Here is a 25,865-nt window from a genome sequence, read left to right on the forward strand (position 1 = left end):
ATTACACCTTCTTTTTTCTTACTCGACGAGACGAATTTGTGAGAATGGCCAATAGACTAAACTCGTTTTCCCCATTACCTCTTCAATTGGTATCGTTCCTATATGTCTACTATCTTTACTTTGCCGTCTATTATCACCCATAACAAACAGATGGCCTTTGGGTACCGTAGATTCCCCTGTAATGCTTTCTAAATCAAAAGGCTCTGTTAAAGGACCATCTATGAGTTCAGTTTTATATTCATCAAGATACGGTTCTTCATATTTTTCACCATTTATATATAGCGTGTCATTTTTATATTCAACATGATCGCCTGGTAAGCCAATTACTCGTTTAATATAATCCTTATCGACCGTAGCATGGAAAACAACGATATCAAAACGTTCAGGATCACCTATTTTATATGAAAACTTATTCACAATCATTCTATCTTGTGTATGTAGTGTTGGCATCATTGAATATCCATCAACTACAATAGGTGCAAAAAAGAAAGATCTTATGATTGCCGCTAAGATGACAGCGATAGCTAAAGCTTTTATCCACTCTAGAACTTCATTTTTCTTTTTTGTCATATCTTCACCTGCTTCTAGCAATCATTATGTCCACTGTTTGTTTCTTGATATACACGTATTATTTGGCATATTATTATTTCTATGTAACAGTATTTTTATTTTAAAATAATTAAGGAATGACATTATTATTGAAAAAGGAGCTTGTTAAGCAACAAGCTCCTTTTCAACTATACAGACAGTTTTAACTGACCCATATATGTTAGGCTTAGGGTAAACTAAGCTGTCTTATCGAATTTCTTTAATACGCGCAGCTTTACCACGTAATTGACGTAGGTAGTAAAGTTTTGCACGGCGAACTTTACCGCGGCGAATAACTTCTAGCTTCGCGATCTTTGGTGTGTGTACAGGGAAAGTACGTTCAACACCTACACCGTAAGAGATCTTACGAACAGTAAATGTTTCGCTAATTCCACCACCACGACGCTTAATCACAACACCTTCAAAAACCTGAATACGTTCACGAGTACCCTCAACGATACTAACGTGTACACGTACAGTATCACCAGGACGGAAAGAAGGTAAATCAGTTTTTAATTGTTCTTTTGTGATTTCTTCAATTAGTTTTTGCATCGTTTTCAACTCCTTCCAACAGATGCTCATTCCAATATTTATTGATTGCAGCGGAACATCGTTTTAAAAGACTTGCATATTATACATCAGCAAGTCACGAGATTTATCATACCATATCACTACATCGGGTGCAATAGCTAGTTTCCATTTTGCCATTTTTTAATGATCGCTTTTTGTTTTTCTGTTAGCGGGTATTTTTCCAATAGGTCCGGACGACGTTCAAAGGTTCTTTTCAGAGACTGCTCCTCACGCCACTCAGCGATTAATTTGTGATTTCCTGATAAAAGTACTTCAGGCACTTTAAGGCCTCTAAAATCAGCCGGTCTTGTGTAATGCGGATGCTCTAGTAAGCCGGAACTATAAGAATCTAAAATAGGAGAGTCCTCGTTTCCCAGAACACCGGGAAGGAGTCGGACAATACTATCTGTTATGACCATTGATGCGAGCTCTCCTCCGGTTAAAACAAAGTCACCTATAGAAATCTCATCTGTCACAAGATGTTCTCTAATCCTCTCGTCATAGCCTTCATAATGTCCACAAACAAAAAGAAGGTGATCCTCTCTGGCTAATTGTTCTGCTTTTGCTTGTGTAAACCTTTCACCCTGAGGGCAAACCAATATTACCTTCGGCTCTGAGTTATGCTGTTTGCGTATGTCCTCTACAGCATCAAAAATAGGTTGTGGAGTTAATACCATCCCAGCTCCCCCGCCATAAGGATAATCATCAACATTTTGATGTTTATTTGATGAATATTCACGAAAATTAATCACATTAAATGTAACAGCTTCTTTTTCCTGAGCTTTTCTAAGAATAGATTCATTTAATACTCCATGAAACATTTCTGGAAACAAAGTTAGAAAATCAATCTTCATTAATCAAGTAACCCTTCCATTGGTGTGATAACGATCTTCTTTTCATCAATGTTGATTTCTTTTACAATTTCTTCTATGTAAGGTACAAGCAAGTCTTTTCCTGCTTTTCTTTGAATAACCCAAACATCATTTGCACCTGTTGCCAGAATTTCACGTATTGTTCCGATTTCTTCCCCGCTATCTGAATACATCTTACACCCTATAATTTCATGGAAGTAGTATTCACCTTCTTCAAGCTCAGATAATTGAGATTCTGATACTTTTAATAAAGAACCTTTAAAAGGCTCGACATCCTGAATAGAGTGCAATCCCTCAAACGTTAATAGGTCGAAGTTTTTATGTACACGGTGAGTGTCAACAATGACTTCTATCGGATCAGTTGATCCTTCCTTAAAAATAAATAAAGTATTTCCGGGCTCATATCTTTCTTCAACAAAATCTGTTTTTGAAATAACGCGTACTTCTCCTCTAATACCATGTGTATTGACTATTTTACCAACATTAAACCATTTTTCAGCCATATTTATCACCTCAGGCGTATTTGATCCACTATACCATCTTTTATGACAATGCTCTTTTCTTTCATTAGTTCATCCCAATTGTCACCAATATTCAAATCAATTATAGCATCTACTTCTTTTTCTTTTATTTCACTTCCGATTGGCAATGTATGTACCTGCTCTAGTTGAAACTCTACTAGCTTGATTTTTTCACGTCGTTTTTCTATTTCTTTTAAAAATTGCGTCGAAAGCTGCTTACTTGTTTTCTCCACCTTTTTATATTCAAAATACAGTTGATCACATTCTTGTTCGATCAACTTTTTTCGCGAAGAAAATTCTTTTATTAATGATTGCTTACTAGTTTCCGTTATCATTTGTTTAACAGTCACGCGGTGGAGTATTTTCATTATTGTTCCTCCCCTTTTAAAGCTTAATACCTACTAAAGCGTAAGCACTCACCAACTTTTATCAAATGTTGTAAAGTATTAGAAAAACTTGGCTTGTCGCCAAGTTCTAATGGCGAAAGCCTTAGGTTTTCTAATACTATCATCCATAAAATTTATATAATTTCCGATAGTACAAAAAAAGGGGAGGAACCTCCTCACCCTTTTTTAGTCGTTAATCTCTAGTTGGATTCGTTTAGATGAATTAGATCCCGCTGCATAAACAACAGTTCGAATGGCTTTTGCGATCCTTCCTTGCTTACCAATCACTTTACCGATATCATCCTTATGAACAGAAAGGCGGTATATCATTTGATGCCCTTCTTCATGTTCAGTGATCTCAATCTGATCTGGCTTATCAACAAGCGGCCTCACAATTGCTTCGATTAACTCTTTCATCTTAACAGTCATTACTTGCTGTTTTTAGCGTTATGGAATTTTTCCATAATGCCTTCGTTAGAGAACAAGTTACGAACTGTATCAGATGGTTTTGCACCATTTGACATCCATTTTAGTGCTAATTCTTCATTGATTTTCACTTCTGCTGGTTGAGCAACTGGGTTGTAAGTTCCTACAACTTCAATGAAACGTCCATCACGTGGTGAACGAGAATCTGCTACTACGATACGATAAAAAGGAGATTTTTTTGCTCCCATACGTTTTAAACGAATTTTAACTGCCATTTTATAAAGCACCTCCGAAAATGTTTCAACAAGATAGTATATTATCAAATAAGTTATATGATGTAAAGGTTTTTTTCTTGTCAGTTTTAAAAAACCTCTAAAAACAGTGTAAATTACTACATTTTTGCACAAAAATCATCTTGCGTTTCAGTAGATTTCAAATCCAATTCATTACATAAATGGAAATTTAAATCCACCTTTTTTCTTACCTTTTGTCATGCTTGTCATTTGCTTCATCATTTTTTTCATATCTTCAAATTGCTTTAATAAACGGTTCACTTCTTGAACAGTCGTACCGCTACCTTTTGCAATTCGTTTTTTACGTGAAGCATTCATCATTTCAGGATTGGACTTTTCAGCCTTTGTCATTGATTTAATAATAGCCTCAACATGACTTATTTGCTTTTCATCAACCTGTAGGTTTTTTAGTCCCTTCACCTTGTTTGCACCAGGTAACATGCCAATAAGATCCTCTAAAGGTCCCATATTGCGAACTTGTCCTAACTGTTCAAGAAAGTCATCAAATGTAAAAGATGCTGTACGCATTTTTTGTTCTAGTTCTTTCGCTTTTTCTGCATCAACATTTGTTTGAGCCTTTTCAATGAGTGTTAATACATCACCCATCCCTAAAATTCTAGATGCCATACGTTCAGGATGAAACGCTTCAAGAGCATCCAGCTTTTCTCCTAGACCAACAAACTTAATTGGTGTATTCGTTACAGAGCGAATCGATAATGCAGCACCGCCACGTGTATCACCATCAAGTTTTGTTAAAACAACACCGGTTAATCCAAGCTGTTCATTGAAACTTTTAGCTACGTTAACTGCATCTTGTCCAGTCATTGCGTCAACAACAAGGAAAATTTCATCAGGCTTGGCAATTTCTTTTACCTGTTCAAGCTCTTCCATTAGATTTTCATCTATATGAAGTCGACCAGCTGTATCAATGATCACATAGTCATGATGCTCTTGCTTTGCATGCTCTAATGCTTTTGTTGCAATTTCAACCGGACTTACTTGATCTCCCAAGGAAAATACAGACATATCTAATTGTTTTCCTAATGTTTGCAGCTGCTTAATAGCTGCTGGTCGATAAATATCTGCCGCAACAAGCAATGGATTTCGATTATGTTTCTTTCTTAAGAGATTTGCCAGCTTACCGGTAGTTGTTGTTTTACCTGCACCTTGTAAACCAACCATCATAATAACTGTCGGTGGCCGATTTGATACCGCAATCTTACTTTGCTCTCCACCCATTAATTCGGTTAGCTCATCTTTAACTACTTTAATGACCTGTTGTCCAGGAGTTAAGCTTTTCATAACTTCTTGACCAACAGCACGCTCAGTTACGCGCTTAATAAAATCCTTTACGACCTTGAAGTTAACATCTGCTTCTAAAAGGGCAAGGCGCACTTCGCGCATCATTTCCTTTACATCCGCTTCAGTTACTTTTCCTTTGCCGCGAATTTTGGCCATTGTATTCTGCAGTCGGTCGGCTAATCCTTCAAAAGCCATAAATGCCGCCTCCTAATCTAATTTCTCAAGTTCTTGAAGTAAGACTTCATACTGATTATGATTTGCCACTTCAGCAGAAAATTCACGCAGTTTTGTCATGATCTTCTGTCGCTCTTGAAACTTTTGAAATAATAGTAGCTTTTCCTCATATTGCTCCAACATTGCTTCAGTTCGCTTAATGTTATCGTAAACAGCTTGTCTACTAACACTGTACTCTTCCGCAATTTCACCAAGGGAGTAATCATCTAGATAGTATAAGGACATATAGCTCTTCTGCTTAGGGGTTAACAATGATTGATAAAAATCAAATAAATACGTTAACCTCGTTGTTTTTTCAAGCATCATGCCTTTTCACCCCTTTGTTAAGTGAATTACCTTTACAACATATAAGTCTACATACGAAGCATTTTCTTGTCAAGTAGTATAAAGGCATATAGTAGAAAAACTTGGCTTTTCGCCATGTCCTAATAGTTAAGTCTTAGATTTTTATACGATCATCCATAAAATTTTTATATTTTTTGATCGTATAAAAAAGCTAACCAAGGTAAGGTTAGCTTAATAAGAATTTATTCTTTCTCTTGTTCCTCAATAATACCTGAGAACAGACCGTACACATATTGCTCAGTATGAAACTCTTGTAAATCATCCATCTTTTCACCTAAACCAACAAACTTCACTGGAATATCCAGTTCACCTTTAATAGCTAATACAATACCACCCTTAGCTGTACCGTCTAATTTAGTAAGAACAATTCCTGAAACATCTGTTGCTTGTGAAAATTGTTTTGCTTGTGTCATCGCATTTTGACCTGTTGTTGCATCCAATACAAGTAATACTTCATGGGGTGCTCCAGGGATCTCACGTTCTATCACACGTTTTACCTTTTCAAGCTCCTTCATCAAGTTTACTTTGTTTTGTAGACGTCCGGCTGTGTCACATAATAAAACATCTACTTGTCTAGCTTTAGCAGCTTGTACGGCATCATACATAACAGCAGCAGGGTCTGAGCCTTCCGATTGTTTGATTACATCAACGCCAACTCTTTCTCCCCATACTTCCAGTTGTTCAATTGCTCCTGCCCTAAATGTATCTCCAGCTGCTAAAAGAACTGAATTACCCTCACCTTTTAATTTATGGGCTAATTTTCCAATTGTAGTTGTTTTCCCAACACCATTAACACCTACGAATAAAATAACATTTAGTCTGCCTTTTTCAAGGTTTAATTTGTTAATAGGTTCGTCATCACTGTCACCTTCATAAATTTCAATTAGTTTTTCAGAGATGACAGCTTGGACATCCTTTGTATCTTGGATGTTGCGTCGCTTTACTTCCATTTTCAACTCATCAATTAAATCCATAACAGTAGCGACACCCACATCTGCACTAATTAGAAGCTCTTCAAGTTCCTCAAAAAAATCTTCATCTACTTTTCGATATTTCGCCACTAAATCATTCATTTTACCCGCAAAAGAATCTCGGGTTTTTGTTAAGCCCTCTTTAAATTTTTCAGTTACAGCATCTGTTTGTTGAGTGATTTTTTCTTTTAATTTCTTAAAAAAACTCATTCTGTTGTTCGTCCTTTCGGCTAAGATTGAACTAATTCCTTTGTCTCTTCTAATCTAACTGACACAAGCTTTGAGACACCTGATTCCTGCATCGTTACTCCATATAATACATCCGCTTCTTCCATGGTACCTTTACGATGGGTGATGACAATAAATTGAGTTTCATGACTGAATTTCTTTAAATATTGCGCAAATCGATGTACATTTGCTTCATCAAGAGCTGCCTCAACTTCATCAAGTACACAAAACGGAACAGGGCGGACTTTCAGAATCGAGAATAATAATGCTATAGCTGTTAATGCACGTTCTCCTCCAGACAACAGTCCAAGGTTTTGCAATTTTTTACCAGGCGGTTGAGCAACAATATCAACACCTGTGTTTAACAAATCATTGGGATCTGTCAGCTTAAGTTCCGCTCTTCCCCCACCAAAGAGGGCTTGGAATACAGCTTCAAAATGTGATCGAATCGCATTGAAGGTTTGTTCAAACCTTTTTTTCATTTCATCATCCATTTCATCAATCACTAGGTAAAGTGTGTCTTTCGCTTCCAGTAAATCATCACGTTGCTCTGTTAAGAATGTAAAACGTTCAGAAACACGTTCATATTCATCAATCGCTCCTAAGTTTACCGTTCCTAACTCATCAATTGCAAGTTTGATCAGTTTAACACGTTTTCTCGCTTCATCCACTTCAATCTCAAGTGTGAATTTCTCTTTTGCTCCTTCAAAGGATAAAAAGTATTCCTCACGTAAATGATTAAAGCGATTATCGAGTTCAACGTCCAGGCGGTTCAGCTTTACTTCTTCATCTTTAAGGATTTCTTGCAATTGCTTATCCTGACGTTTTATCTCTTTTAACTCGCTTTCTTCAAACTCAAGCTTGTCTTGTAACTGAAGACGTTCTTCTCTTCTACTTGCAATTAAATCGATTGTTTTATTCTTATCATGAAGCTTCTTTGTTGCCGCTTCTTCCAGTTTTTCTTCTCCGGATGAACTTGACGTCATTTCATTTGATAAAAGAGAGTAATCATCAGTTGCTTCGTCATGCTTTAGTTGAGCATGGTTCAGATCCTCATGAATTCTTTCTACTTTTTCTTTTTGATTTTCAAACAATTGTTGTTTTCCTGCTAGGATAACTTTTAATTCTGTTAGTTCAGCCTGAAGCTCATCTTTTGAGGTTTGCTGTGTGTTTTTCTTTTCAGACATTTCCTCAATTTTTTGATCAAGGTCAACTATTTTTGTTGACACTTCTTGAAGTTTAGCCTCAAGCTCTTTTTTGCGACGATCAATCCGATCCTTTTCAGAATCAAACGCTTCTCTTTCTGAGTCATATAATGTTAAATGATCATTAACATTTTTTTCATTTAATTCAATTTCACGGATATCACTTCGTATTCTTTGTTCTTCTAATCTAAGGGTTTCACCTTTTGAGCGTAAATCCTCTAATTGACTTTCTTGTTTTACAATGATCTCCTTCGAAGACTTTACATCAATTTCAAGTTGTTCTGTTTTTTCTTCCATTACCGTCAGCTTTTCCGCAATTTGTTCAACTTCACGTTGTCGACTTAAGAGTGAATTGTTTTTTTGCTTAACAGCTCCACCAGTCATCGAACCCCCTGGATTTACAACATCTCCTTGCAGAGTTACAAGCCGATAACGATAATTCATTAATTTTGCAATATCATTTGCACCTTTTAGATCTGATGTAACAATGACTGTTCCTAGTAAGTTTGCGATTATTGATTTAAATCTAGGTTCATACTCCACTAGACTTGTAGCGATACCGATAAAAGCCGGGTGATTTTGAATCATATTCAAATCATGCTTATTGATAGCACGCTCTTTAATAACTGACAATGGGAGAAACGTAGCTCGACCATATGAGTTTTGCTTTAAAAATTGTATCGCTTTTCTTGCAGCACTTTCATCTTCAACAACTACATGCTGCATAGAGCTGCTTAAGGCAATCTCGATGGCCGTTTCAAAGTCTTTTTCCGTCTTAATTAATTCTGCTACAGCACCATGAATTCCTCCGAGTTTGTCTTTGGCCTTTAGAATTTCTTTTACTCCTTGAAAAAATCCAGCATAATCTTCCTGCATTGATTCTAATACTTCTTTGCGTGACCTTGTTTGTTGTAATAATTGATAAGCCTGATATAATGCCGATTCTTTTTTTTGATAAGTATTTTTAAGGTTTTCTAATTTAGCTGATGTGTCTCGGAAATTTTTTATTTGATCGGATAATTGTTTCTCAACCAGTGCATAGTTTGCTTCAATCTTTAATTTTTTTTCTAAAATTACAGAGCGTTCTTCCACATAACGTTTATTTGATTCTAGTAATCTTTCATTTTTTCTTTCTTGTTGAGTTAATTGTTCATTTAAATATTGAATCTCATTTCTTGCTGTAGCTTGCTCATTTAAGAGTTCAAAGTATTCACTTTTCAATTCTTCAATTAGCTCTTCTATATTTTGATTATATGATAATGCCATCTTTTGCTTTTCTGATAATTCTTTTTTGATCCGTTCCAATTCATTTGAATAAACGTCAAGAAGCATTTCTTGTTCTGATTTTTCATGACGTAATTGGGCTATTTGCGTTGTATAGTCTGCTATTGTTTTTTCTAATTGAGCTTTATTTTGATGGGCATTTTTCTTTCTCTCTTTTAGGACTTCTTTTCTACCTTCGAGCTTTTCTAACTCCTCACTTGCAAGTAAAAGAACCTGTTGAAGGTCATTAATTGAGTCATCTAAAGCACTCACATGATCTTTCATCTGTTCAACTGCTGCTTCCTTTTTTTGCATGGTAGCTGAAAGATTTCCTTCTAAGTCCTTGTTTTTTTCTACAGATTTAGAGAGATTTTCATATTTTTGATGAAGTTCTTCTATTTCAATCACTGTTAAGGCAACTTCAATCTGTTCTAGTTCTTCCTTTTTTTCTAAATAATCCTTGGCAATAGATGCCTGCATTTTTAAAGGTTCAACTTGTCCTTCCAACTCATGAAGAATATCATTTACACGATTTAAATTTTCTTGAGTTTCAGCAAGTTTATATTCTGCCTTTTTCTTTCGAGATTTATATTTTAAAACACCTGCAGCTTCTTCAAAAATCGAACGTCTTTCTTCAGATTTACTGCTTAGGATTTCTTCTACTTTCCCTTGGCTTATGATCGAAAATGCTTCTTTTCCTAATCCTGAGTCCATAAACAGGTCAACGATGTCTTTTAATCGACAGCTTTGTTTATTAATGAAAAATTCGCTTTCTCCTGAACGGTATACACGGCGGGTTACACTTACCTCATGATAATCAATAGGAAGAAAATGATCTTCATTATCAAGCGTAAGGGTTACTTCAGCTACATTTAAGCTTTTTCTCGAATCGCTTCCGGCAAAAATAATATCCTCCATTTTTGCTCCGCGCAGAGATTTAGCCGACTGCTCTCCTAGTACCCATCTAATTCCATCGGTTATATTACTTTTCCCACTACCATTAGGTCCAACTACTGCAGTAACACCTTTGACAAAATCTACGGTGACTCTTTCAGCAAAGGACTTGAATCCAACAATATCCAAACGTTTGAGGAACATTGTGATCCTCCTTACTTATTCTTTTTTCTAATGTTTTCGTCAATTGTGTTTTATATCATCGTAATTATGACAAACTCCTCCATATTTTATCATAATTTGTCGACATAACTTAAAGTTTTTTTTATCGATAAGAGTTTTAAATAGATAAACCTTAAAAAAGGACAACTCCTTCAATTTCGTATGTTGTTTATCATACGATTCTAAGGTTGTCCTTTTTACTTGATTCTATTTATTTATTTGTTGCAGTTTAGATAGTGCCTCTTGGGCAGCATGCTGTTCCGCTTCTTTTTTTGACTTACCGCTACCTGTACCATACACCTTGCCATCCAAAGAAACAGTGGAGACAAATTCACGGTTATGAGCAGGACCTTTTTCATGAAGGATTTTATATTCTAATATTCCCTTTGTATCTCTTTGAACAAATTCCTGAAGTTGGCTTTTGAAATCCATTACATGCGAAAAGGCTCCTTCATCAACTTTCGGAATAACAAACTTATCCAAAAATTGAACGACAGCATCAAGACCTAGATCTAAATAAAGTGCTCCAATAAATGCCTCAAATACGTCAGCGAGTAAAGCAGGCCGAGAACGCCCTCCTGTCATTTCCTCCCCTTTACCAAGTAACACCAAACTACCAAATGAAAGAGAATTAGCAAAACCAACCAGTGAAGGCTCACATACGATCGCAGCACGTAATTTTGTTAATTCTCCTTCACTCATCATTGGATATTTCTTGTAGAGGTATTGAGAAATCGTTAATTCAAGTACAGCATCACCTAAAAACTCCAGCCTCTCATTATCTTCATATGGTTTTTTTCGATGTTCATTAACATATGAGGAATGAGTAAATGCTTGGTACAAGAGTTTTTCATTTGCAAACACATGTCCAATATTCACTTGGAATTTTTTAAACTCTTCCGCTTTTTTTGCAAAAGAGCGTCTCTCTTTATAATTTATATGTCTTGCCATAGCTTGGACCTCCAATTTAAATACGAAAGCAACTCCATGTTTAAACTTGTATAAGACACTTCATAATTGAAGGTAATTGTCATTGTCCCCTTGAATTATGAAGTGGCTTATGAGCTGTGCATGTGTTACCAGTAGTATACATCATGCTAAGAATAAAGCATAGAAGCCTAATACCAGCAAAAATAATTTTTAAAGGCTAAAGAAAGGGGGAAAGTCCCGTAATACCTACGGGACTTCTTTAGCAACATTACTGTTGGCTATTTATGTAGTTAACAGCGTCACCCACTGTACCGATTTTTTCTGCATCTTCGTCAGAAATCTCCATATCGAACTCATCTTCAAGTTCCATAACAAGCTCAACTACATCAAGGGAATCTGCTCCAAGATCATCTTTAAATGAAGACTCTAATTTTACTTCAGCCTCATCTACACCTAGACGGTCAACGATAATCTTTGTTACACGTTCTAAAACATCTGCCATTTTCCTTCACCTCCCCTCAAGTATTATAGATGATTTTATTATGAAAAACTAGGTTTGTTTCTAGTATTTTATTTCAATCAGTTTTCTTCACTAGTTTTCCTTATCACGATCAAGGAAATACAAAAAATTACATCACCATTCCACCGTTAATATGAAGAGTTTGCCCAGTGATATATTTGCTTTTCTCCGAAGCAAGGAATGTTACTGCATTCGCTATATCACTTGGCTCTCCTAAAGCTGCTAATGGAATTTGTTTAAGTAAATCCGCTTTGATATCGTCATTTAACTCATCTGTCATGTCTGTTGTAATAAATCCGGGAGCTACAGCATTTACAGTAATATTTCTTGACGCTAATTCCTTGGCTGTTGTTTTTGTTAATCCAATTACTCCCGCTTTTGCTGCAACATAATTTGCTTGACCAGGATTTCCACTTACACCAACAACAGATGTAATATTAATAATTCGGCCATTTCTTTGCTTCATCATTTGTCTTGTAACTGCTTTTGTACAAAGAAATACACCTTTTAAATTTGTGTCGATAACTTCATCCCATTCCGAGTCCTTCATTCTCATGAGAAGATTATCTCTTGTTATTCCTGCATTATTTACAAGAATATCTAATTGCCCAAATTCCTTAATCACTTCTTTTATCATTTGTTGAACTTCATCACCATTAGATACATCGGCTTTAATAGCGATAGCTTGTCCGCCACTTGCTTTGATCTCATCAACAACCTCATTAGCTTTCGCTTCGTTTCCGGCATAGTTAACAGCAATACTAGCTCCATTCTTTGCAAGATCCAATGCAATGGCTTTCCCAATTCCACGTGATGCTCCGGTAACTAAAGCAACTTTATTGCTTAGCATTAAGCTTCCCCCTTCATTTTGTCTACAGTTACATGTAAAGATTCAAGATCAAATATATTATAAACCGATGCTGATCGATCAATTTTTTTCACTAATCCAGTTAAAACTTTACCAGGTCCAATTTCGACAAATGTTGTCACACCATTTTGTATCATTGTTCTTATTGATTCTTCCCATCTTACAGGTGAGTATAACTGTTTGACAAGTAAATCCTTAATTTGCTCGTGACTTTCTACCGGTTTTGCTGTTACATTTGCTATGACCGGTGTAGAAGCATCATTAAAATTAATTTCAGATAATATCTGATCAAACTTTTCTGCTGCAGGCTTCATTAATTCAGAATGAAACGGTCCGCTTACAACTAATGGAATAGCTCGTTTTGCACCATTTTCTTTTGCAAGTGCAGATGCCTTTTCAACCCCTGCAGCTGTTCCGGAAATAACGATTTGGCCAGGACAGTTTAAATTCGCTAATTGAACTGAATCGCCATTTTCAGTTACATTGTTTGTGACCTTTTCCAATTCCTCTGCCGCCATTCCCAAGATGGCTGACATTGCTCCCTGTCCTGCAGGTACAGCCTCATCCATATATTCCCCGCGTTTTTTTACAGCATAAACTGCGTCTTCAAAATCCAGTACACCTGCAGCAACTAGAGCCGAATATTCCCCTAAAGAATGACCAGCAACATAATCAGCATGGATATTAAATTTCTTAACATATTCTAAAATGGCGATACTTGTTGTTAGTAAAGCAGGTTGAGCATTATAAGTTAATGTTAATGTATCTTGTGGTCCTTCGAAAATAAGTTCCTTTAATTTCTGTCCTAATTTTTCGTCGGCTTTTTCAAATATTTCTTTTGACTCAGCAATGTCTTGATAGTAGTCCTTTCCCATGCCAACTACTTGTGATCCTTGACCTGGAAATAAAAAAGCGATCTTCGTCATCTTGTGTTCCTCCGTTTCCTATCCCTTTATTGAAGAAAGAATTGTACCGGATACATCATTTGATACCATTTCTCTTGTTTGACGGATAGCATTATAAATTGCATTAGCATCCGATGATCCGTGGGCTTTTATCACAGGGGCTTTTAAACCAAATAGAGCAGCACCGCCATATTCAGAATAATCCATTTGCTGTTTGATTACTTTTAATTGGGGTTTTAACACACCTGCAGCAAGCTTTGAAGTGAAATTACTTGTTAAAGCAGATTTCAGCATCGAAAATACAGAAAGGGCTGTACCCTCGATTGTCTTTAGGGCGATATTTCCTGTAAATCCATCTGTAACGACAACATCTGCCACAGATTCCATCAAATCTCTTGATTCAATATTTCCGATAAAGTTAACATTCGCTTCTTTTAACAGTTCAAAAGTTTGCTTAGTTAACTCATTCCCTTTCTTATCTTCTGTCCCAACATTCAAAAGACCCACACGAGGGTTATTAATTCCTCTAACCTTTTCAGCATATACCGATCCCATAATGGCATATTGAAGTAAGTGTTCCGGTTTTGCATCAACATTTGCACCTACATCTAAAAACAAAAAACCTTTACCATCCAGTGTTGGTAATGTTGGCGATAATGCAGGCCTTTCAATACCCTCAATTCTTCCTACAACTAATAATCCAGCTGTCATGAGAGCACCTGTGTTTCCTGCTGAGATACACCCGTCTGCTCTCCCTTCTTTCACTTCATTTGCCATTAAGACCATTGATGAATTTTTTTTACGACGTACTGCTCGAACAGGCTCATCTGTTCCTTCGATTATTTCATCAGTATGTATAATGTTGATTCTTGTAGAATCTGTTAAATAAGTTTTTATTTTATCTTCCTGACCAATAAGCGTGACCTCTAAATCGGGAAATGCAGCTATAGCTTTCATGACACCTTCAACTACCGATTTTGGTGCATGATCTCCACCCATTGCATCGATCGCTAGCTTCATTATGTAACCTACCTTTGTGTTTGATTAGAGCGATACATTTCGAACTCACCAGAAAAAACCAATTCACTTCCGACAAAACTATTTACTTCTACCATTGTGCGTTTTTGTTCTGAATCATTTTTCACCATTTTTGCTTTGGCAATGACACGCTCATTTTCTTTGACTTGTCTTGTAAAATGAATATTCGCCTTTGCTGTTAATGCCAATTCATCATTTATCATCGCTACAGCCAGTGAGTTTGCTTGTGCAAATAAGTGGTGGCCCCTGGCAATTTGGTTCCTGCTAAATACATGCTCTTTTTTAATTTCCAAAATAGAAATTGCAGACTCATCCAGTTGTAAGTCTATAACTTCTCCAATTACTTCTTCTATCGGTAATGCCTTTACTTCATCATCCAATTTCTTTTCAGCGACATGTTTTATTCGTTCCCTTAATTCAGGTATGGATAATTCTAACCTATCCAAGCGTATCGTTTGAATGCTAACTTGAAACTTCTCAGCTAGCTCTTCATCGGTTATGAATGGTGTGTTAGTAATTGTCTCCTGTAATAAAAGCTGTCTCTCTTTTTTACTTTTTCTCATGATATCAATGACACCGTCCGAACTATTAAGACTAGGTACTAATAGTAGTATATAGATAAAGAAAACAGATTGCAACTGTATTGCCATCTGTTTCCTTAGAAAAAGTTATTAAACTATCATTAATCCAGCTTTTCACCCTCTAGTATGCCTGATTGATGTAAGTATACTCTTAATGGTTCATATTTTTCTTCTTCCCAAAAAGCCTTCGACTGAATAAGTTCTGCTGCATCTTGTCTTGCCACTTCCAATGCACGATAATCATGTACCATATCTGCTACTTTAAAGATTGGCATTCCACTTTGTTTTTTTCCAAAGAAGTCACCAGGTCCTCTAAGTTCTAAATCACGTTCCGAGAGGACAAATCCATCATTTGTCTCTGTCATGATTTTCATTCGTTCTTTTCCAGTTTCTGATTTAGGATCTGCAAGCAAAATACAATATGACTGTTCACTGCCCCGACCTACCCGACCTCTTAATTGGTGGAGTTGAGAAAGGCCAAACCGTTCTGCATCATAAATAACCATTGTTGTAGCATTCGGAACATTGACACCCACTTCAACGACAGTTGTAGATACCAATACATTTACTTCATTTTGACTAAAGCTTCTCATTACAGAGTCTTTTTCATCTGAAGAGAGTCTTCCATGCATGAGACCAATTTGAAATCTCCCTTTATAGTAAGAAGTCAACATACTGTGAACATCAAGAGCATTTTGGACATCCAACTTATCAGATTCCTCAATCAATGGACAAATAACATAAGCCTGGCGTCCTTTTGATAACTCTTTTTCAATAAATACGAGAATCCTCTCAAGCATAGAAGGTTTTACCCAGTAAGTTTCGATTGCTTTTCTTCCGGCAGGTAACTCGTCAATTATCGATACATCCATTTCCCCAAAAGCTGTTATAGCTAATGTTCTTGGAATCGGTGTTGCTGTCATAAATAATACATCTGTATGTTCTCCTTTTTCACGGAGCATTCGTCTTTGTTCCACACCAAAGCGATGTTGTTCATCTGTAATAACAAGACCAAGTTTATGAAACTTTATATCATCCTGGATTAAGGCATGTGTTCCAATCAATAATTGAATCTCATTTTTTTCAACTTTTTCTAGCAATTCTCTTCTCTTTTTCCCTTTAACTGAACTCGTCAGCAATGCTACAGTTACATTATATGGCTCAAAAAGTTGGACGAGTGAATCAGCATGTTGCTCTGCTAAAATTTCAGTTGGAACCATAAGAGCCCCTTGATAGCCGGATAACACTGCAGCATAAAAAGCGATAGCAGCTACAATGGTTTTTCCAGAACCAACATCTCCTTGTAATAATCGATTCATACGGTATGGAGATGTCATATCCTGTAAAATCTCATTCACCACTCTTGATTGTGCTTTTGTAAGCGGAAAAGGTAATGAATCAATAAATTGCTGGTGTTTCTCCCTTGAAAATTCATGCATAACCCCTTTTGACTGTTCACGTTGTATTTTTCTTAACGCCTGCATTTTAAGTTGAAATAATAGAAATTCCTCATACACAAAACGTCTGCGCGCTAATTTTAAATCTTCCTTTTCATGGGGCGTATGAATTGTGTAAAGTGCTTCTCTTCTGGTTAACAACTTATATTTTTGTAACAGATCATCAGGGAGAATTTCTTCAATATCTTTTAAATATGTTGATAAGGCAAGTGAAACAAACTTTTTTATCCCTTTTACTGTAAGTTTACCCTTTATAGAGTAAACCGGCTCTATGCCTGATTGTTCTTTCTTAGGACCGAACGATAATTGCTGGACGGTAATTGTTTGCCGATGCTTGTCCCATTTTCCAGTTACTGTAACAGTTGAATCAATGGTAAGTTTATTTTTAAAGTAAGGACGGTTAAAACAAACAACTGATAAAAGGTACTTTCCAACAAGTAAACGAAATGTTAACCGTGAACGTTTTTTTCCGAAAAAGGTAAGTGAAGCCTCACTATGTACCCTTCCTTCAACCGTTACTCGCTCATCATGCTTAACATCTTCTAAGTCTCGCAGACTGTTATCATCATATCGATATGGAAAATACTCCAGCAGGTCTTGAATTGTATAAATCCCTACATCATTTAATAATTCAGATGTTTCACTTCCTACACCTTTTAATTCAGAAATTGGTTCTAATAATTTATTCATCACCATTAAATTTGCGTCTTCCATAAGCCATAAGATCTTAGCTGTTGACCTGTAGGAGCCGCAGCTAACCCTCCTTATTCAGTTACTTTAAGCAAAGACAAAGAAGCAGAACTTGATTATGTTCAATATGCTCGTCTACCCTTTTATTTTAAATAATGTTCTTATCTTATTATTTACTATTGTTAACAGAACGGGAACATTCGTTTCCTACATTTTCATTTTAACAGAAATAAGGAAAATCAGCATGTCTATAATTCGTGGTCAGCATTCCAAAAAATATAATTAATAAAATCTTGTTAATAAACAACAAAAAACCCAGAAATCCGGGTTTTTTGTTGTTTATTATTCAACTGAAAATATATAGGAATATAAAGGTTGATCCCCTTTATGCACTTCAACTTCTACGTCCTCATACATTTCTTCAACAAATTGTAACAGCTGTTCTGTCTCCTCTTCTGTTGCTTCTTCACCTTGAATTATCGTAACAATTTCATCATCTTCGGAAATCATCTCAGTGAGAAGTTTTTTAGAGGCAGCTAATTGTTCCCGATCTGTAATAACAATTTTACCGTTTGATATACCCATAAAATCGCCTTTAGCAATATCGAGTCCATCTATATTTGTATCACGTACGGCATATGTTATCTGACCACTCTTCACATGCTGCAATGCTTCATTCATCAATCCTTCAACTTCTTCTGCCTCAGCTGTTGGATTAAACGCCAGTAATGCAGCCATTCCTTGAGGCACTGTTTTAGATGGAATAACGATAACATTTTCTTCAACTACTGATGCTGCTTGTTGAGCTGCCATAACAATATTTGAGTTATTTGGTAAAATGATAATATTTTCGGCGTTTACGTCATGAATAGCCTTAACAATATCCTCAGTGCTTGGATTCATTGTTTGACCGCCTTCAATGACTTCATTTGCCCCAATGCTTCTAAATAACTCTGCAATACCTTTACCCATTGAAACAGTTACAATACCATACTTATTTTTTTCGGCTTTCCTTACTGTTGGTGCAGTCTGTTGGTGTTCCCCAACTATATCGGTATGTTGCTGTCTCATATTTTCTATTTTCATATTGATGAGGTTTCCATATTTTTGCCCGTATGACAGTACTTCACCTGGATATTCAGCATGTATATGTACTTTTGCCAATTCATCATCAGCAATAACTAATAATGAATCACCGAATTCACTTAAGTCATTCCTAAACATTTCTTCATCAAAAGGTGTTTTGTCAGCTTCAAAGCGCACCATAAATTCAGTACAATATCCGAACTCTATATCCTCTGTATTAATATGACCTTGAACACTCTTATGGTGCTCTGCATTCACCAGCTCATCCATAGATGGTATTGTGACATGTGCGGTAGTAAGCTTTTCCCCTTTTAGAACTGCTAAAAAGCCTTCATATACAAAAACCAAGCCTTGGCCGCCACTATCTACCACACCTACTTCTTTTAATACAGGTAAAAGCTCAGGAGTGCGCTTCAGAGAAGCTTCCGCTTCTTTTAAGGTTAACTCCATAACCTTTGTGATAGATGTCTCAGTCTCCGCTACATGTACTGCAGTTTTTGCAGCATCTTTAGCAACAGTTAATATTGTCCCTTCGACAGGTTTCATAACAGCTTTGTAGGCAGTATCAACACCAGCTTGAAGAGCAGCTGCAAACTCAGTTGCATTAATGGATGCTTTTTGTTCTATGGATTTAGAAAATCCTCTAAATAATTGTGACAGAATCACACCGGAGTTACCTCGGGCACCCATTAAAAGGCCCTTTGAAAGCGCATTCCCAACTCTCCCGATATGATCAACATTATTGTTTTTTACTTCTTTTGCGCCTGATGTCATTGATAGATTCATGTTTGTACCAGTATCTCCATCTGGAACTGGAAATACATTGAGCGCATCAACTAATTTTGCATTATTGGCTAGGTGGTTCGCACCTTGCAAAATCATCTCTGCAAACTGCTTACCATCTAAGGTTGTATTAGACACAGGTAGTTTCCTCCTTAACTACGGGTTCGCAACACGAACACCTTGTACAAAAATGTTAACAGAATCAACAGCAAGTCCAACCGTCTGATCTAACGTATACTTAACTTTTGTTTGAACGTTATGTGCGACTTCAGAAATTTTTGTACCATAGCTGACGATTATATACATATCTATATTAATTGAATCGTCATCCTGACGAACGATTACGCCTCTGCTAAAGTTTTCTTTTCTTAGGATATCCGTAAGACCGTCTTTTATTTGATTCTTTGATGCCATTCCAACAATACCATAGCAGTCAATAGCTGCACCACCTGCAATGGTAGCAATGACTTCGTTTGAAATATCGATTTGTCCGTACTTTGTTTTTAATTCAATGGACATATTAGTTCCCCCTTTGGAATTGTTCGCACTGGCTACAGTTATTTTACTATAAGCCCAGAAATTTTAAAAGCGATTATAAGTCCGAAGTATAAATACAAGTACTTCTATTATATACAACAATACTTAAAATACTATGTCAAGGAAAAATTCTTGAAAGACTATTGTAGAAGTATTGCATTCTAATGACAGTTATGATAAATTATTAAAGTATCTCATGGCTATGTACATGACTATTGTAAAATATGTAGTGTTTTTTTGTAGTAAGGAGGGAATAACATGGCACGTAAATGCGTTGTTACTGGTAGAAAAACTCGCTCAGGTAACTCTCGTTCACACGCGATGAACGCTAACAAACGTACTTGGGGCGCAAACCTTCAAAAAGTTCGCATCTTAGTTAACGGAAAACCAAAAAGAGTATATGTATCTGCTCGCGCTTTAAGATCAGGTAAAGTTGAGCGAGTTTAATTTATTAAGCTTACTCAAAAACTTATTCTCTTATCTTTGAGAATATAGATACTATAAAGCGAAATAAGAAAGAAGCACCGATAATTCGGTGCTTTTTTCTTAATCTTTTTTAAACGAACCGAGCATTGCTCGAACAATTCCTCCTAAAAACTTCGGTAGCTTAATCGTATAAAATTTCATTGTTTCCCTCCTCAACCAATCATTAAACAAGGTTAAAGCTTGTTCAAAGGTGCTAGAAGCGTCAAAAAATGGTATGAATCAGTTCCTTAGCATTATATTCAGTTCCCGTATAAAAAATGACGCTATCTTACGCATAGAACAACAAGTTAATCTCGGCTTCTTATCATTAATAATATGCCCTCTTGAAAAGAAAAAGTACCTACATCACCAATGAGTTCATTACTAATACATAATGTGGAGCCAAGCCTGATATGACAGTTTTTTAATGGATATTTAAATCCATCTAATGTTAAACCATGTATATCAGAAGTTATGGCAATAAATGAGATATAGTCCCACTCAATTTTCCTCTTTACTTTATATGTACCTGATGTGTAGAGCGTGATTTGATTTTGTTGATCGATTATGTCAATTTTCGATAGAGTTGAAGTGGATTTTATAAGAAGGTGAATATTCCCAAGTAAATGGTCAAGCCTCCCCCCTGTTGCTCCAAAGATATAAATTTGATCAGGTTTTTGAGAAATTGCCCAATCTAGTGCTATTTCAGTATCAGTTTTATCCTTTTCAGAAGGAAGTGTGTTTAAGTTCGGTATTTTTGTCTTTAAGTTTTCATGTTCTTTATATGATATTGAATCAAAATCTCCAAACGCATAATGTAAAGGTATGTTGAGATCTAAAAGATAACGGGACCCTCTATCAATTCCAACCCAGATCATTTCATCTGAATGATATTTAGTCAAGTCTGCAAGGTTTTCTTTAGGTCCTCCTGCTACAAGAGATATAGTTGTCATATATGTGCCTTTCACCCATCTATATTTAATATTAAGGATATTTTTCAGTTGGTTAAAAAATAAGAAAAAAGCCTGACACTACTTTCGGTGTCAGAACTTTCATTCTCTTACATATTATCATCATAATCATATCTAAAACCATCTAATTGAGCGGTTTCCCCATTGTTTTTAAGCTTTTGTAATACTGTTTGATATTGTTCAAGTTCCTGGTAATCAGTACTGGAATTTGAAACAGCTTTTAATGCTTGTTCAATAATTACTATATCTTCCTTTGAAAAATTCATCGTAAAAAGCCCCCAGTTATATTTATTTAATCATTAAATAGGATGGTTTACTTTGTACGAATTTATTATTACTTAGGAAAGAACAGCTTGTTTTAACGTTTGAATCGCTTGGTGCCGATCAGGATTGTTGTAGATAAATGATCCTGCAACAAGGACATTCGCACCTGCTTCAACACATAATTTTGCTGTTTCTTCGTTTACTCCACCATCAACTTCAATGTCGATAGAAAGATTTTTTTCTTTTACTATGTTTGCTAATTGCTTTATTTTTGGTAAAACTTGAGGGATAAATGTTTGACCGCCAAATCCAGGATTGACTGTCATAAATAAAACCATGTCAACGTCCTCTAAAACATGAACAATTGATTCAATCGGGGTATGAGGGTTTAACACAACACCTGATTTCACACCCTCAGATTTTATTAATTGCAGTGTACGATGTAAATGTGTACATGCTTCCACATGCACAGTTATAATATCTGCACCAGCTTTCGCAAATTCCCCAATATATTGATCCGGTTTTTCGATCATTAAATGAACATCTAGAGGAAGCTTTGTAACGGGACGAATCGCCTCTACAATCAACGGTCCAATTGTAATGTTCGGCACAAAGTGGCCATCCATTACATCAACGTGGATGTAATCTGCCCCCCCATTTTCTACATCTTTTACTTCCTCTCCTAATTTTGCAAAGTTTGCCGATAAAATTGATGGAGCAATTTTTATCATACTTAATACCTCGGCTTTCTCTCTTTAATTTCTTCAACAAATGTTAAATAGTGATCATAGCGATACTGTGGAATTTCGCCTGCTTCAACAGCATTTTTCACTGAACATTTCGGCTCTCTTACATGAGTACATCCCCTGAATTTACAATCTCCACTTCTTTGTCTCATTTCAGGGAAGCAATAGGTAAGATCTTCTACCTCAATCCCTGTAAAATCTAAAGAGCTAAACCCTGGAGTATCAGCTACAAACCCCGTTCCTACCGGAATAAGTTCTACATGCCGTGTTGTATGCTTTCCTCGGCCAAGGTGAGAAGATATATCATTTGTTTTAAGCTCTAAATCAGGTCTAAGAACGTTCAATAGTGATGATTTCCCCACACCAGATTGTCCGGCAAATACAGAAATATGGTCATTAAGAAATGGTAACAAGTCTTTATCTACCGTTGATTCTACTGTTGAGGTTAAAAGAACAGTGTATCCTGCATTTTGATAGTCTTTTGCAAAAGACTCTACCCTTTCTCTTACCTTATCAGATGGAATCAGATCTACCTTACTTATAACAATAATCGGGATAATATCATTCGCTTCTATTAACACTAAAAAACGATCTAATAATGTTGGACTAAAATCCGGCTCAACAGCAGAAAAAACAAGGATCGCTTGATCAACATTACAAATTGGCGGTCGAACTAATTCATTTTTCCGTTCAAAAACTTCCAAAATATAACCTTCGAGATCATTTTCAGCCTGGTACACAACCTCATCGCCTACAAGAGGTGTGATTTTATTTTTACGAAACACACCTCTACCACGACATTGAATTAATCTTTCCTTGTCTTGCACATAGTAAAAACCACTAAGAGCCTTTACAATTTTCCCACGTGGCATGGAAAACCTCCTTGATGATCTTCATCAAAATTTTATAATTATTCTCTAAGCTTAAAATGGGAACATAATTTTTTCATACCAGTTACTCATCTGCCGGGTATTCAATTTTTTCTGATGAGTGTACTTTTCCATCAACGATTATTTGATAATACGCATCATCTCCCGGGTTGATGGTGAAATTTAATGTTTCCTCTCGGGGACTGGTTATTTTAAATGTCCTATATGCTTCAGAAATTGAATGTTCCGCATCATCAATATTGATTTCAACAGTCAATTCTGCCCCTTCTTGTTCCGGTTCATACGGTATTTCAACTTTTCTTGTCACTGTTTTTGGCGGCTTAGCTTTAGGGCCGGAAGAATAAACTAACTTTAATGTTGTATCCTTTGGAACAACTTCTGTTCCGGGTTCTGGTAATTGAGAAATTAAATTCCCTTCAGGAACTGTATCAGAGTTCTCTTCTGATATATTAGGTATAAAACCATATTGAGTCACATATTCATCTATTTCAGACCTGTTTTTCCCAACTAAGTTTTCAATCTTAATTTGTGCTGGCCCTTTACTGACAACTAATTCTATTTCGGTTTCAGAAGGTACGACTTCTTCACCTACTTCGGGACTTTGTGAAATAATCCTGCCAGCTGTTTCATTTTCGTCTGTTTCTTCCGTTACCTTTATGTTTTCAAATCCTTTTAACTCAAGAATAGATTTAACTCTTTCAATCGAACGCCCAACATAATCATCTAAAACAACCTTTTCTTTTCCTGTACTTTCATATATGGTAATTAAAGAACCTTCTTTAACGATGTTATTTGCTTCGGGTTCAGTTTTAATAACATGTCCTTCTTCAATTTCTTCATCAGTCATAAGAATTGGTTCCTCTCCGACATCAAAACCATGTTCAAGCAGGATTGTAACAGCTTCTTCATATGATTCTCCCGTAAGATCAGGTACTTCTACGTCCTTCGGTAATAAGAATTCCGGAACAATAAAGAATGCGGCAACAATTGAGATAATGATTACGATAAAAGTGGTAATAATAAATGTTGCGACCTTACTTTTTTTCTTCTTTGGCTTTTTTTCTTTCTTACCTTTTTTAGAATCATTATTTTGGGTTTGTGGACTTGGTTCGGACTGAACAGTAGGTTTTCTTACAATTGTATCGTCAGCCTTAAAATTCTCAATGTTTTCATTTGTAATGATAGGTATAGCTTTCGTTGCCTCTTCATCATCAGGAATAACAAAACGAGGCTCTGATAGTCTTTTAACATCAAAAGCTGTTTCCAAATCATTTTCCAATTCTTCAACATTATCATATCGATGAAAAGGATCTTTAGCGGTTGATTTGATTATTATATTTTCAATACTTTGAGGGATGTCTGGATTCCATCTCTTTGGTGATGGGGTTTCCGACTGTAGGTGCTTTAAAGCAATGGAAATAGCAGACTCTCCATCAAATGGTAATCTACCAGTGAGTAACTCAAAGAAAACAATTCCGATAGAATAAATATCTGATTTTTTATTTGCTAACCCGCCTCTTGCTTGTTCAGGAGATAAGTAATGAACAGAACCTAAAACAGAGTTTGTTTGTGTGATCGTAGTTGCACTTAATGCCATGGCTATCCCAAAGTCAGTTACTTTCACATTCCCATGATGATCAATCAAAATATTATGTGGCTTAATATCACGATGTATAATTTGATTATCATGTGCATGTTGAATAGCCGAAGCAATTTGAACCATAATACTTACAGCTTTTCTTGGATGCACAGGTGCAAATTGTTGTATGTACTGCTTTAATGTTTGTCCCTCTACATATTCCATAACGATATAATAAATGCCATCTTCCTCACCAACATCATAAATGCTTACGATATTTGGATGAGCCAAGCTTGTTGCAGATTGGGCCTCTCTTCTAAACCGCTTGATGAATTCATCATCATTAGAAAAATCAAAGCGCAATACTTTCATTGCCACTTCTCTCTCTAGAATCATATCGCGTGCAAGATAGACGTTCGCCATCCCGCCTCCACCGACCACTTCTAGAATTTTATAACGGCCACTAATTCTTTTACCTATCAGCACGAGTCTTCACCTAATTTATGTGCCGTCTTTTTTAGCATGATTAAAGAGATATTGTCTTCTCCACCATTATCGTTTGCTAATTGAACCAGTTCATGGGCTGTTTTTGTAAGATCATCTGATTGAGACAGTTCTTTTTCTAATATGTCATCTGTAACTTTATTGGATAAACCATCAGAACATAGTAATAATAGATCATTATCGTCCATTTCAATGGTTTTTAAGTCCAGATCAACATTTTGTTCTGTTCCAAGTGCTCGTAAGAGAACATTTTTTCGAGGATGATGTTCAGCATCTTCTTTAGAAATTTGTCCTGATTTTACCAACTCATTTACAAGAGAGTGATCCTGTGTGATCTGGTTAAAGCCACTATTATTCAATAAGTAACAGCGGCTGTCTCCAATATGACCGATTGTAGCATATGTTTTTGTTACTAAAGCTGTAACAATTGTTGTACCCATTCCTTGACATTCAGGGTGGGATACTGAGTGCTCATAAACAGCTTTATTTACTTCAGCAACCTTTTGTAGTAACCAATTTTCTGCTTCACCGGGTCCATTTATAGCAGGTTCTTCTTCCCATAGTGTCTTAAAAGTTGAGATTGTCATTTGACTGGCAACATCCCCTGCCAAATGACCTCCCATTCCATCGGCAACTATTGCTAAAATACCGGCGTTGTTTTGAAAAAACCCTACAGAATCTTCATTATGTTGCCTAACTTTTCCCCTATCCGACAAAAAAACATGATCCAC

The 25,865-nt window shown here is 36.1% G+C and carries 28 protein-coding genes; 1 reads left to right on the forward strand and 27 read right to left on the reverse strand.

From position 1 onward, the window contains the following. Nucleotides 1-18: 18 nt before the first annotated feature. From lepB to BK577_RS18850, 20 genes are all read right to left on the reverse strand, one after another. Complete coding sequence (gene lepB / locus BK577_RS18755; RefSeq protein WP_078435315.1) at nucleotides 19-570, reverse strand: signal peptidase I; 552 nt, start codon at nucleotides 568-570, stop codon at nucleotides 19-21. 225 nt (nucleotides 571-795) lie between these two features. Then, nucleotides 796-1,140 carry a 50S ribosomal protein L19 gene (gene rplS / locus BK577_RS18760; protein WP_026559372.1) on the reverse strand — a complete coding sequence of 115 codons (345 nt, stop codon included), beginning with the start codon at nucleotides 1,138-1,140 and terminating at the stop codon, nucleotides 796-798. Between the two features lie 137 nt (nucleotides 1,141-1,277). After that, nucleotides 1,278-2,012 carry a tRNA (guanosine(37)-N1)-methyltransferase TrmD gene (gene trmD / locus BK577_RS18765; RefSeq protein ID WP_078434366.1) on the reverse strand — a complete coding sequence of 245 codons (735 nt, stop codon included), beginning with the start codon at nucleotides 2,010-2,012 and terminating at the stop codon, nucleotides 1,278-1,280. After that, on the reverse strand, nucleotides 2,012-2,533 hold the full coding sequence (gene rimM / locus BK577_RS18770; RefSeq protein WP_078434367.1) for a ribosome maturation factor RimM: 522 nt from the start codon (nucleotides 2,531-2,533) through the stop codon (nucleotides 2,012-2,014). Before rimM ends, trmD begins: the two co-directional genes overlap by 1 nt. A 5-nt stretch (nucleotides 2,534-2,538) precedes the next feature. Beyond that, on the reverse strand, nucleotides 2,539-2,919 hold the full coding sequence (locus BK577_RS18775; RefSeq protein WP_078434368.1) for a YlqD family protein: 381 nt from the start codon (nucleotides 2,917-2,919) through the stop codon (nucleotides 2,539-2,541). A 204-nt stretch (nucleotides 2,920-3,123) separates the two neighbouring features. Further along, the gene (locus tag BK577_RS18780) at nucleotides 3,124-3,354 is read right to left on the reverse strand and encodes a KH domain-containing protein (protein WP_078435316.1); all 231 of its coding nucleotides are present in this window, start codon (nucleotides 3,352-3,354) and stop codon (nucleotides 3,124-3,126) included. An 11-nt stretch (nucleotides 3,355-3,365) separates the two neighbouring features. Then, on the reverse strand, nucleotides 3,366-3,638 hold the full coding sequence (rpsP, locus tag BK577_RS18785; RefSeq protein ID WP_078434369.1) for a 30S ribosomal protein S16: 273 nt from the start codon (nucleotides 3,636-3,638) through the stop codon (nucleotides 3,366-3,368). A gap of 171 nt (nucleotides 3,639-3,809) precedes the next feature. Continuing rightward, nucleotides 3,810-5,153: a signal recognition particle protein gene (gene ffh, locus BK577_RS18790; protein ID WP_078434370.1), complete on the reverse strand. Its 1,344-nt coding sequence runs from the start codon at nucleotides 5,151-5,153 to the stop codon at nucleotides 3,810-3,812. A 12-nt stretch (nucleotides 5,154-5,165) separates the two neighbouring features. Further along, complete coding sequence (locus BK577_RS18795; protein ID WP_078434371.1) at nucleotides 5,166-5,498, reverse strand: putative DNA-binding protein; 333 nt, start codon at nucleotides 5,496-5,498, stop codon at nucleotides 5,166-5,168. Nucleotides 5,499-5,719: 221 nt separating this feature from the next. After that, entirely contained in the window at nucleotides 5,720-6,718 is a 999-nt protein-coding gene (ftsY, locus tag BK577_RS18800; protein ID WP_078434372.1) for a signal recognition particle-docking protein FtsY, read from the reverse strand. A 20-nt stretch (nucleotides 6,719-6,738) separates the two neighbouring features. Then, nucleotides 6,739-10,302 (reverse strand): chromosome segregation protein SMC, encoded by a 3,564-nt coding sequence (gene smc, locus BK577_RS18805; RefSeq protein WP_078434373.1) that lies wholly within the window; start codon nucleotides 10,300-10,302, stop codon nucleotides 6,739-6,741. Between the two features lie 225 nt (nucleotides 10,303-10,527). After that, nucleotides 10,528-11,271, reverse strand: coding sequence for a ribonuclease III (rnc, locus tag BK577_RS18810; protein WP_078434374.1), 744 nt, complete (start codon nucleotides 11,269-11,271; stop codon nucleotides 10,528-10,530). A 247-nt stretch (nucleotides 11,272-11,518) separates the two neighbouring features. Continuing rightward, nucleotides 11,519-11,752, reverse strand: coding sequence for an acyl carrier protein (gene acpP / locus BK577_RS18815; protein WP_026559383.1), 234 nt, complete (start codon nucleotides 11,750-11,752; stop codon nucleotides 11,519-11,521). A 127-nt stretch (nucleotides 11,753-11,879) separates the two neighbouring features. Further along, complete coding sequence (gene fabG, locus BK577_RS18820; protein WP_078434375.1) at nucleotides 11,880-12,620, reverse strand: 3-oxoacyl-[acyl-carrier-protein] reductase; 741 nt, start codon at nucleotides 12,618-12,620, stop codon at nucleotides 11,880-11,882. Beyond that, nucleotides 12,620-13,564: an ACP S-malonyltransferase gene (gene fabD, locus BK577_RS18825; RefSeq protein WP_078434376.1), complete on the reverse strand. Its 945-nt coding sequence runs from the start codon at nucleotides 13,562-13,564 to the stop codon at nucleotides 12,620-12,622. The genes fabG and fabD overlap by 1 nt, the downstream gene beginning before the upstream one ends. A gap of 18 nt (nucleotides 13,565-13,582) precedes the next feature. Then, nucleotides 13,583-14,563, reverse strand: a complete 981-nt coding sequence (gene plsX / locus BK577_RS18830) for a phosphate acyltransferase PlsX (protein ID WP_078434377.1) — start codon at nucleotides 14,561-14,563, stop codon at nucleotides 13,583-13,585. 8 nt (nucleotides 14,564-14,571) lie between these two features. After that, complete coding sequence (fapR, locus tag BK577_RS18835) at nucleotides 14,572-15,144, reverse strand: transcription factor FapR (RefSeq protein WP_078434378.1); 573 nt, start codon at nucleotides 15,142-15,144, stop codon at nucleotides 14,572-14,574. A gap of 119 nt (nucleotides 15,145-15,263) precedes the next feature. Continuing rightward, the gene (gene recG / locus BK577_RS18840) at nucleotides 15,264-17,309 is read right to left on the reverse strand and encodes an ATP-dependent DNA helicase RecG (protein WP_078435317.1); all 2,046 of its coding nucleotides are present in this window, start codon (nucleotides 17,307-17,309) and stop codon (nucleotides 15,264-15,266) included. Nucleotides 17,310-17,651: 342 nt separating this feature from the next. After that, a complete protein-coding gene (locus tag BK577_RS18845) occupies nucleotides 17,652-19,316 on the reverse strand; it encodes a DAK2 domain-containing protein (protein WP_078434379.1) in 1,665 nt (554 codons plus the stop codon). A gap of 18 nt (nucleotides 19,317-19,334) precedes the next feature. Continuing rightward, complete coding sequence (locus tag BK577_RS18850) at nucleotides 19,335-19,697, reverse strand: Asp23/Gls24 family envelope stress response protein (RefSeq protein ID WP_078434380.1); 363 nt, start codon at nucleotides 19,695-19,697, stop codon at nucleotides 19,335-19,337. 276 nt (nucleotides 19,698-19,973) lie between these two features. Between BK577_RS18850 and rpmB the strand changes: the two genes are divergently transcribed. Then, nucleotides 19,974-20,162, forward strand: coding sequence for a 50S ribosomal protein L28 (gene rpmB / locus BK577_RS18855; RefSeq protein WP_026559391.1), 189 nt, complete (start codon nucleotides 19,974-19,976; stop codon nucleotides 20,160-20,162). 99 nt (nucleotides 20,163-20,261) lie between these two features. Here rpmB and spoVM read toward each other — a convergent pair whose 3' ends face one another. From spoVM to BK577_RS18885, 7 genes are all read right to left on the reverse strand, one after another. Beyond that, nucleotides 20,262-20,342, reverse strand: coding sequence for a stage V sporulation protein SpoVM (spoVM, locus tag BK577_RS18860; protein ID WP_003328987.1), 81 nt, complete (start codon nucleotides 20,340-20,342; stop codon nucleotides 20,262-20,264). Nucleotides 20,343-20,488: 146 nt separating this feature from the next. Continuing rightward, complete coding sequence (locus tag BK577_RS18865; protein ID WP_078434381.1) at nucleotides 20,489-21,133, reverse strand: thiamine diphosphokinase; 645 nt, start codon at nucleotides 21,131-21,133, stop codon at nucleotides 20,489-20,491. A 107-nt stretch (nucleotides 21,134-21,240) separates the two neighbouring features. After that, the gene (locus BK577_RS26120; protein ID WP_169908382.1) at nucleotides 21,241-21,417 is read right to left on the reverse strand and encodes a hypothetical protein; all 177 of its coding nucleotides are present in this window, start codon (nucleotides 21,415-21,417) and stop codon (nucleotides 21,241-21,243) included. 72 nt (nucleotides 21,418-21,489) lie between these two features. Then, entirely contained in the window at nucleotides 21,490-22,146 is a 657-nt protein-coding gene (gene rpe / locus BK577_RS18870; protein ID WP_078434382.1) for a ribulose-phosphate 3-epimerase, read from the reverse strand. Between the two features lie 2 nt (nucleotides 22,147-22,148). Next, nucleotides 22,149-23,033 carry a ribosome small subunit-dependent GTPase A gene (gene rsgA, locus BK577_RS18875; protein WP_078434383.1) on the reverse strand — a complete coding sequence of 295 codons (885 nt, stop codon included), beginning with the start codon at nucleotides 23,031-23,033 and terminating at the stop codon, nucleotides 22,149-22,151. 82 nt (nucleotides 23,034-23,115) lie between these two features. Continuing rightward, a complete protein-coding gene (gene pknB, locus BK577_RS18880; protein WP_078434384.1) occupies nucleotides 23,116-25,116 on the reverse strand; it encodes a Stk1 family PASTA domain-containing Ser/Thr kinase in 2,001 nt (666 codons plus the stop codon). After that, a complete protein-coding gene (locus tag BK577_RS18885; RefSeq protein ID WP_139367443.1) occupies nucleotides 25,110-25,865 on the reverse strand; it encodes a Stp1/IreP family PP2C-type Ser/Thr phosphatase in 756 nt (251 codons plus the stop codon). Before BK577_RS18885 ends, pknB begins: the two co-directional genes overlap by 7 nt.

Source organism: Metabacillus halosaccharovorans (genome assembly GCF_002019635.1).
Lineage (GTDB): Bacteria > Bacillota > Bacilli > Bacillales > Bacillaceae > Metabacillus > Metabacillus halosaccharovorans.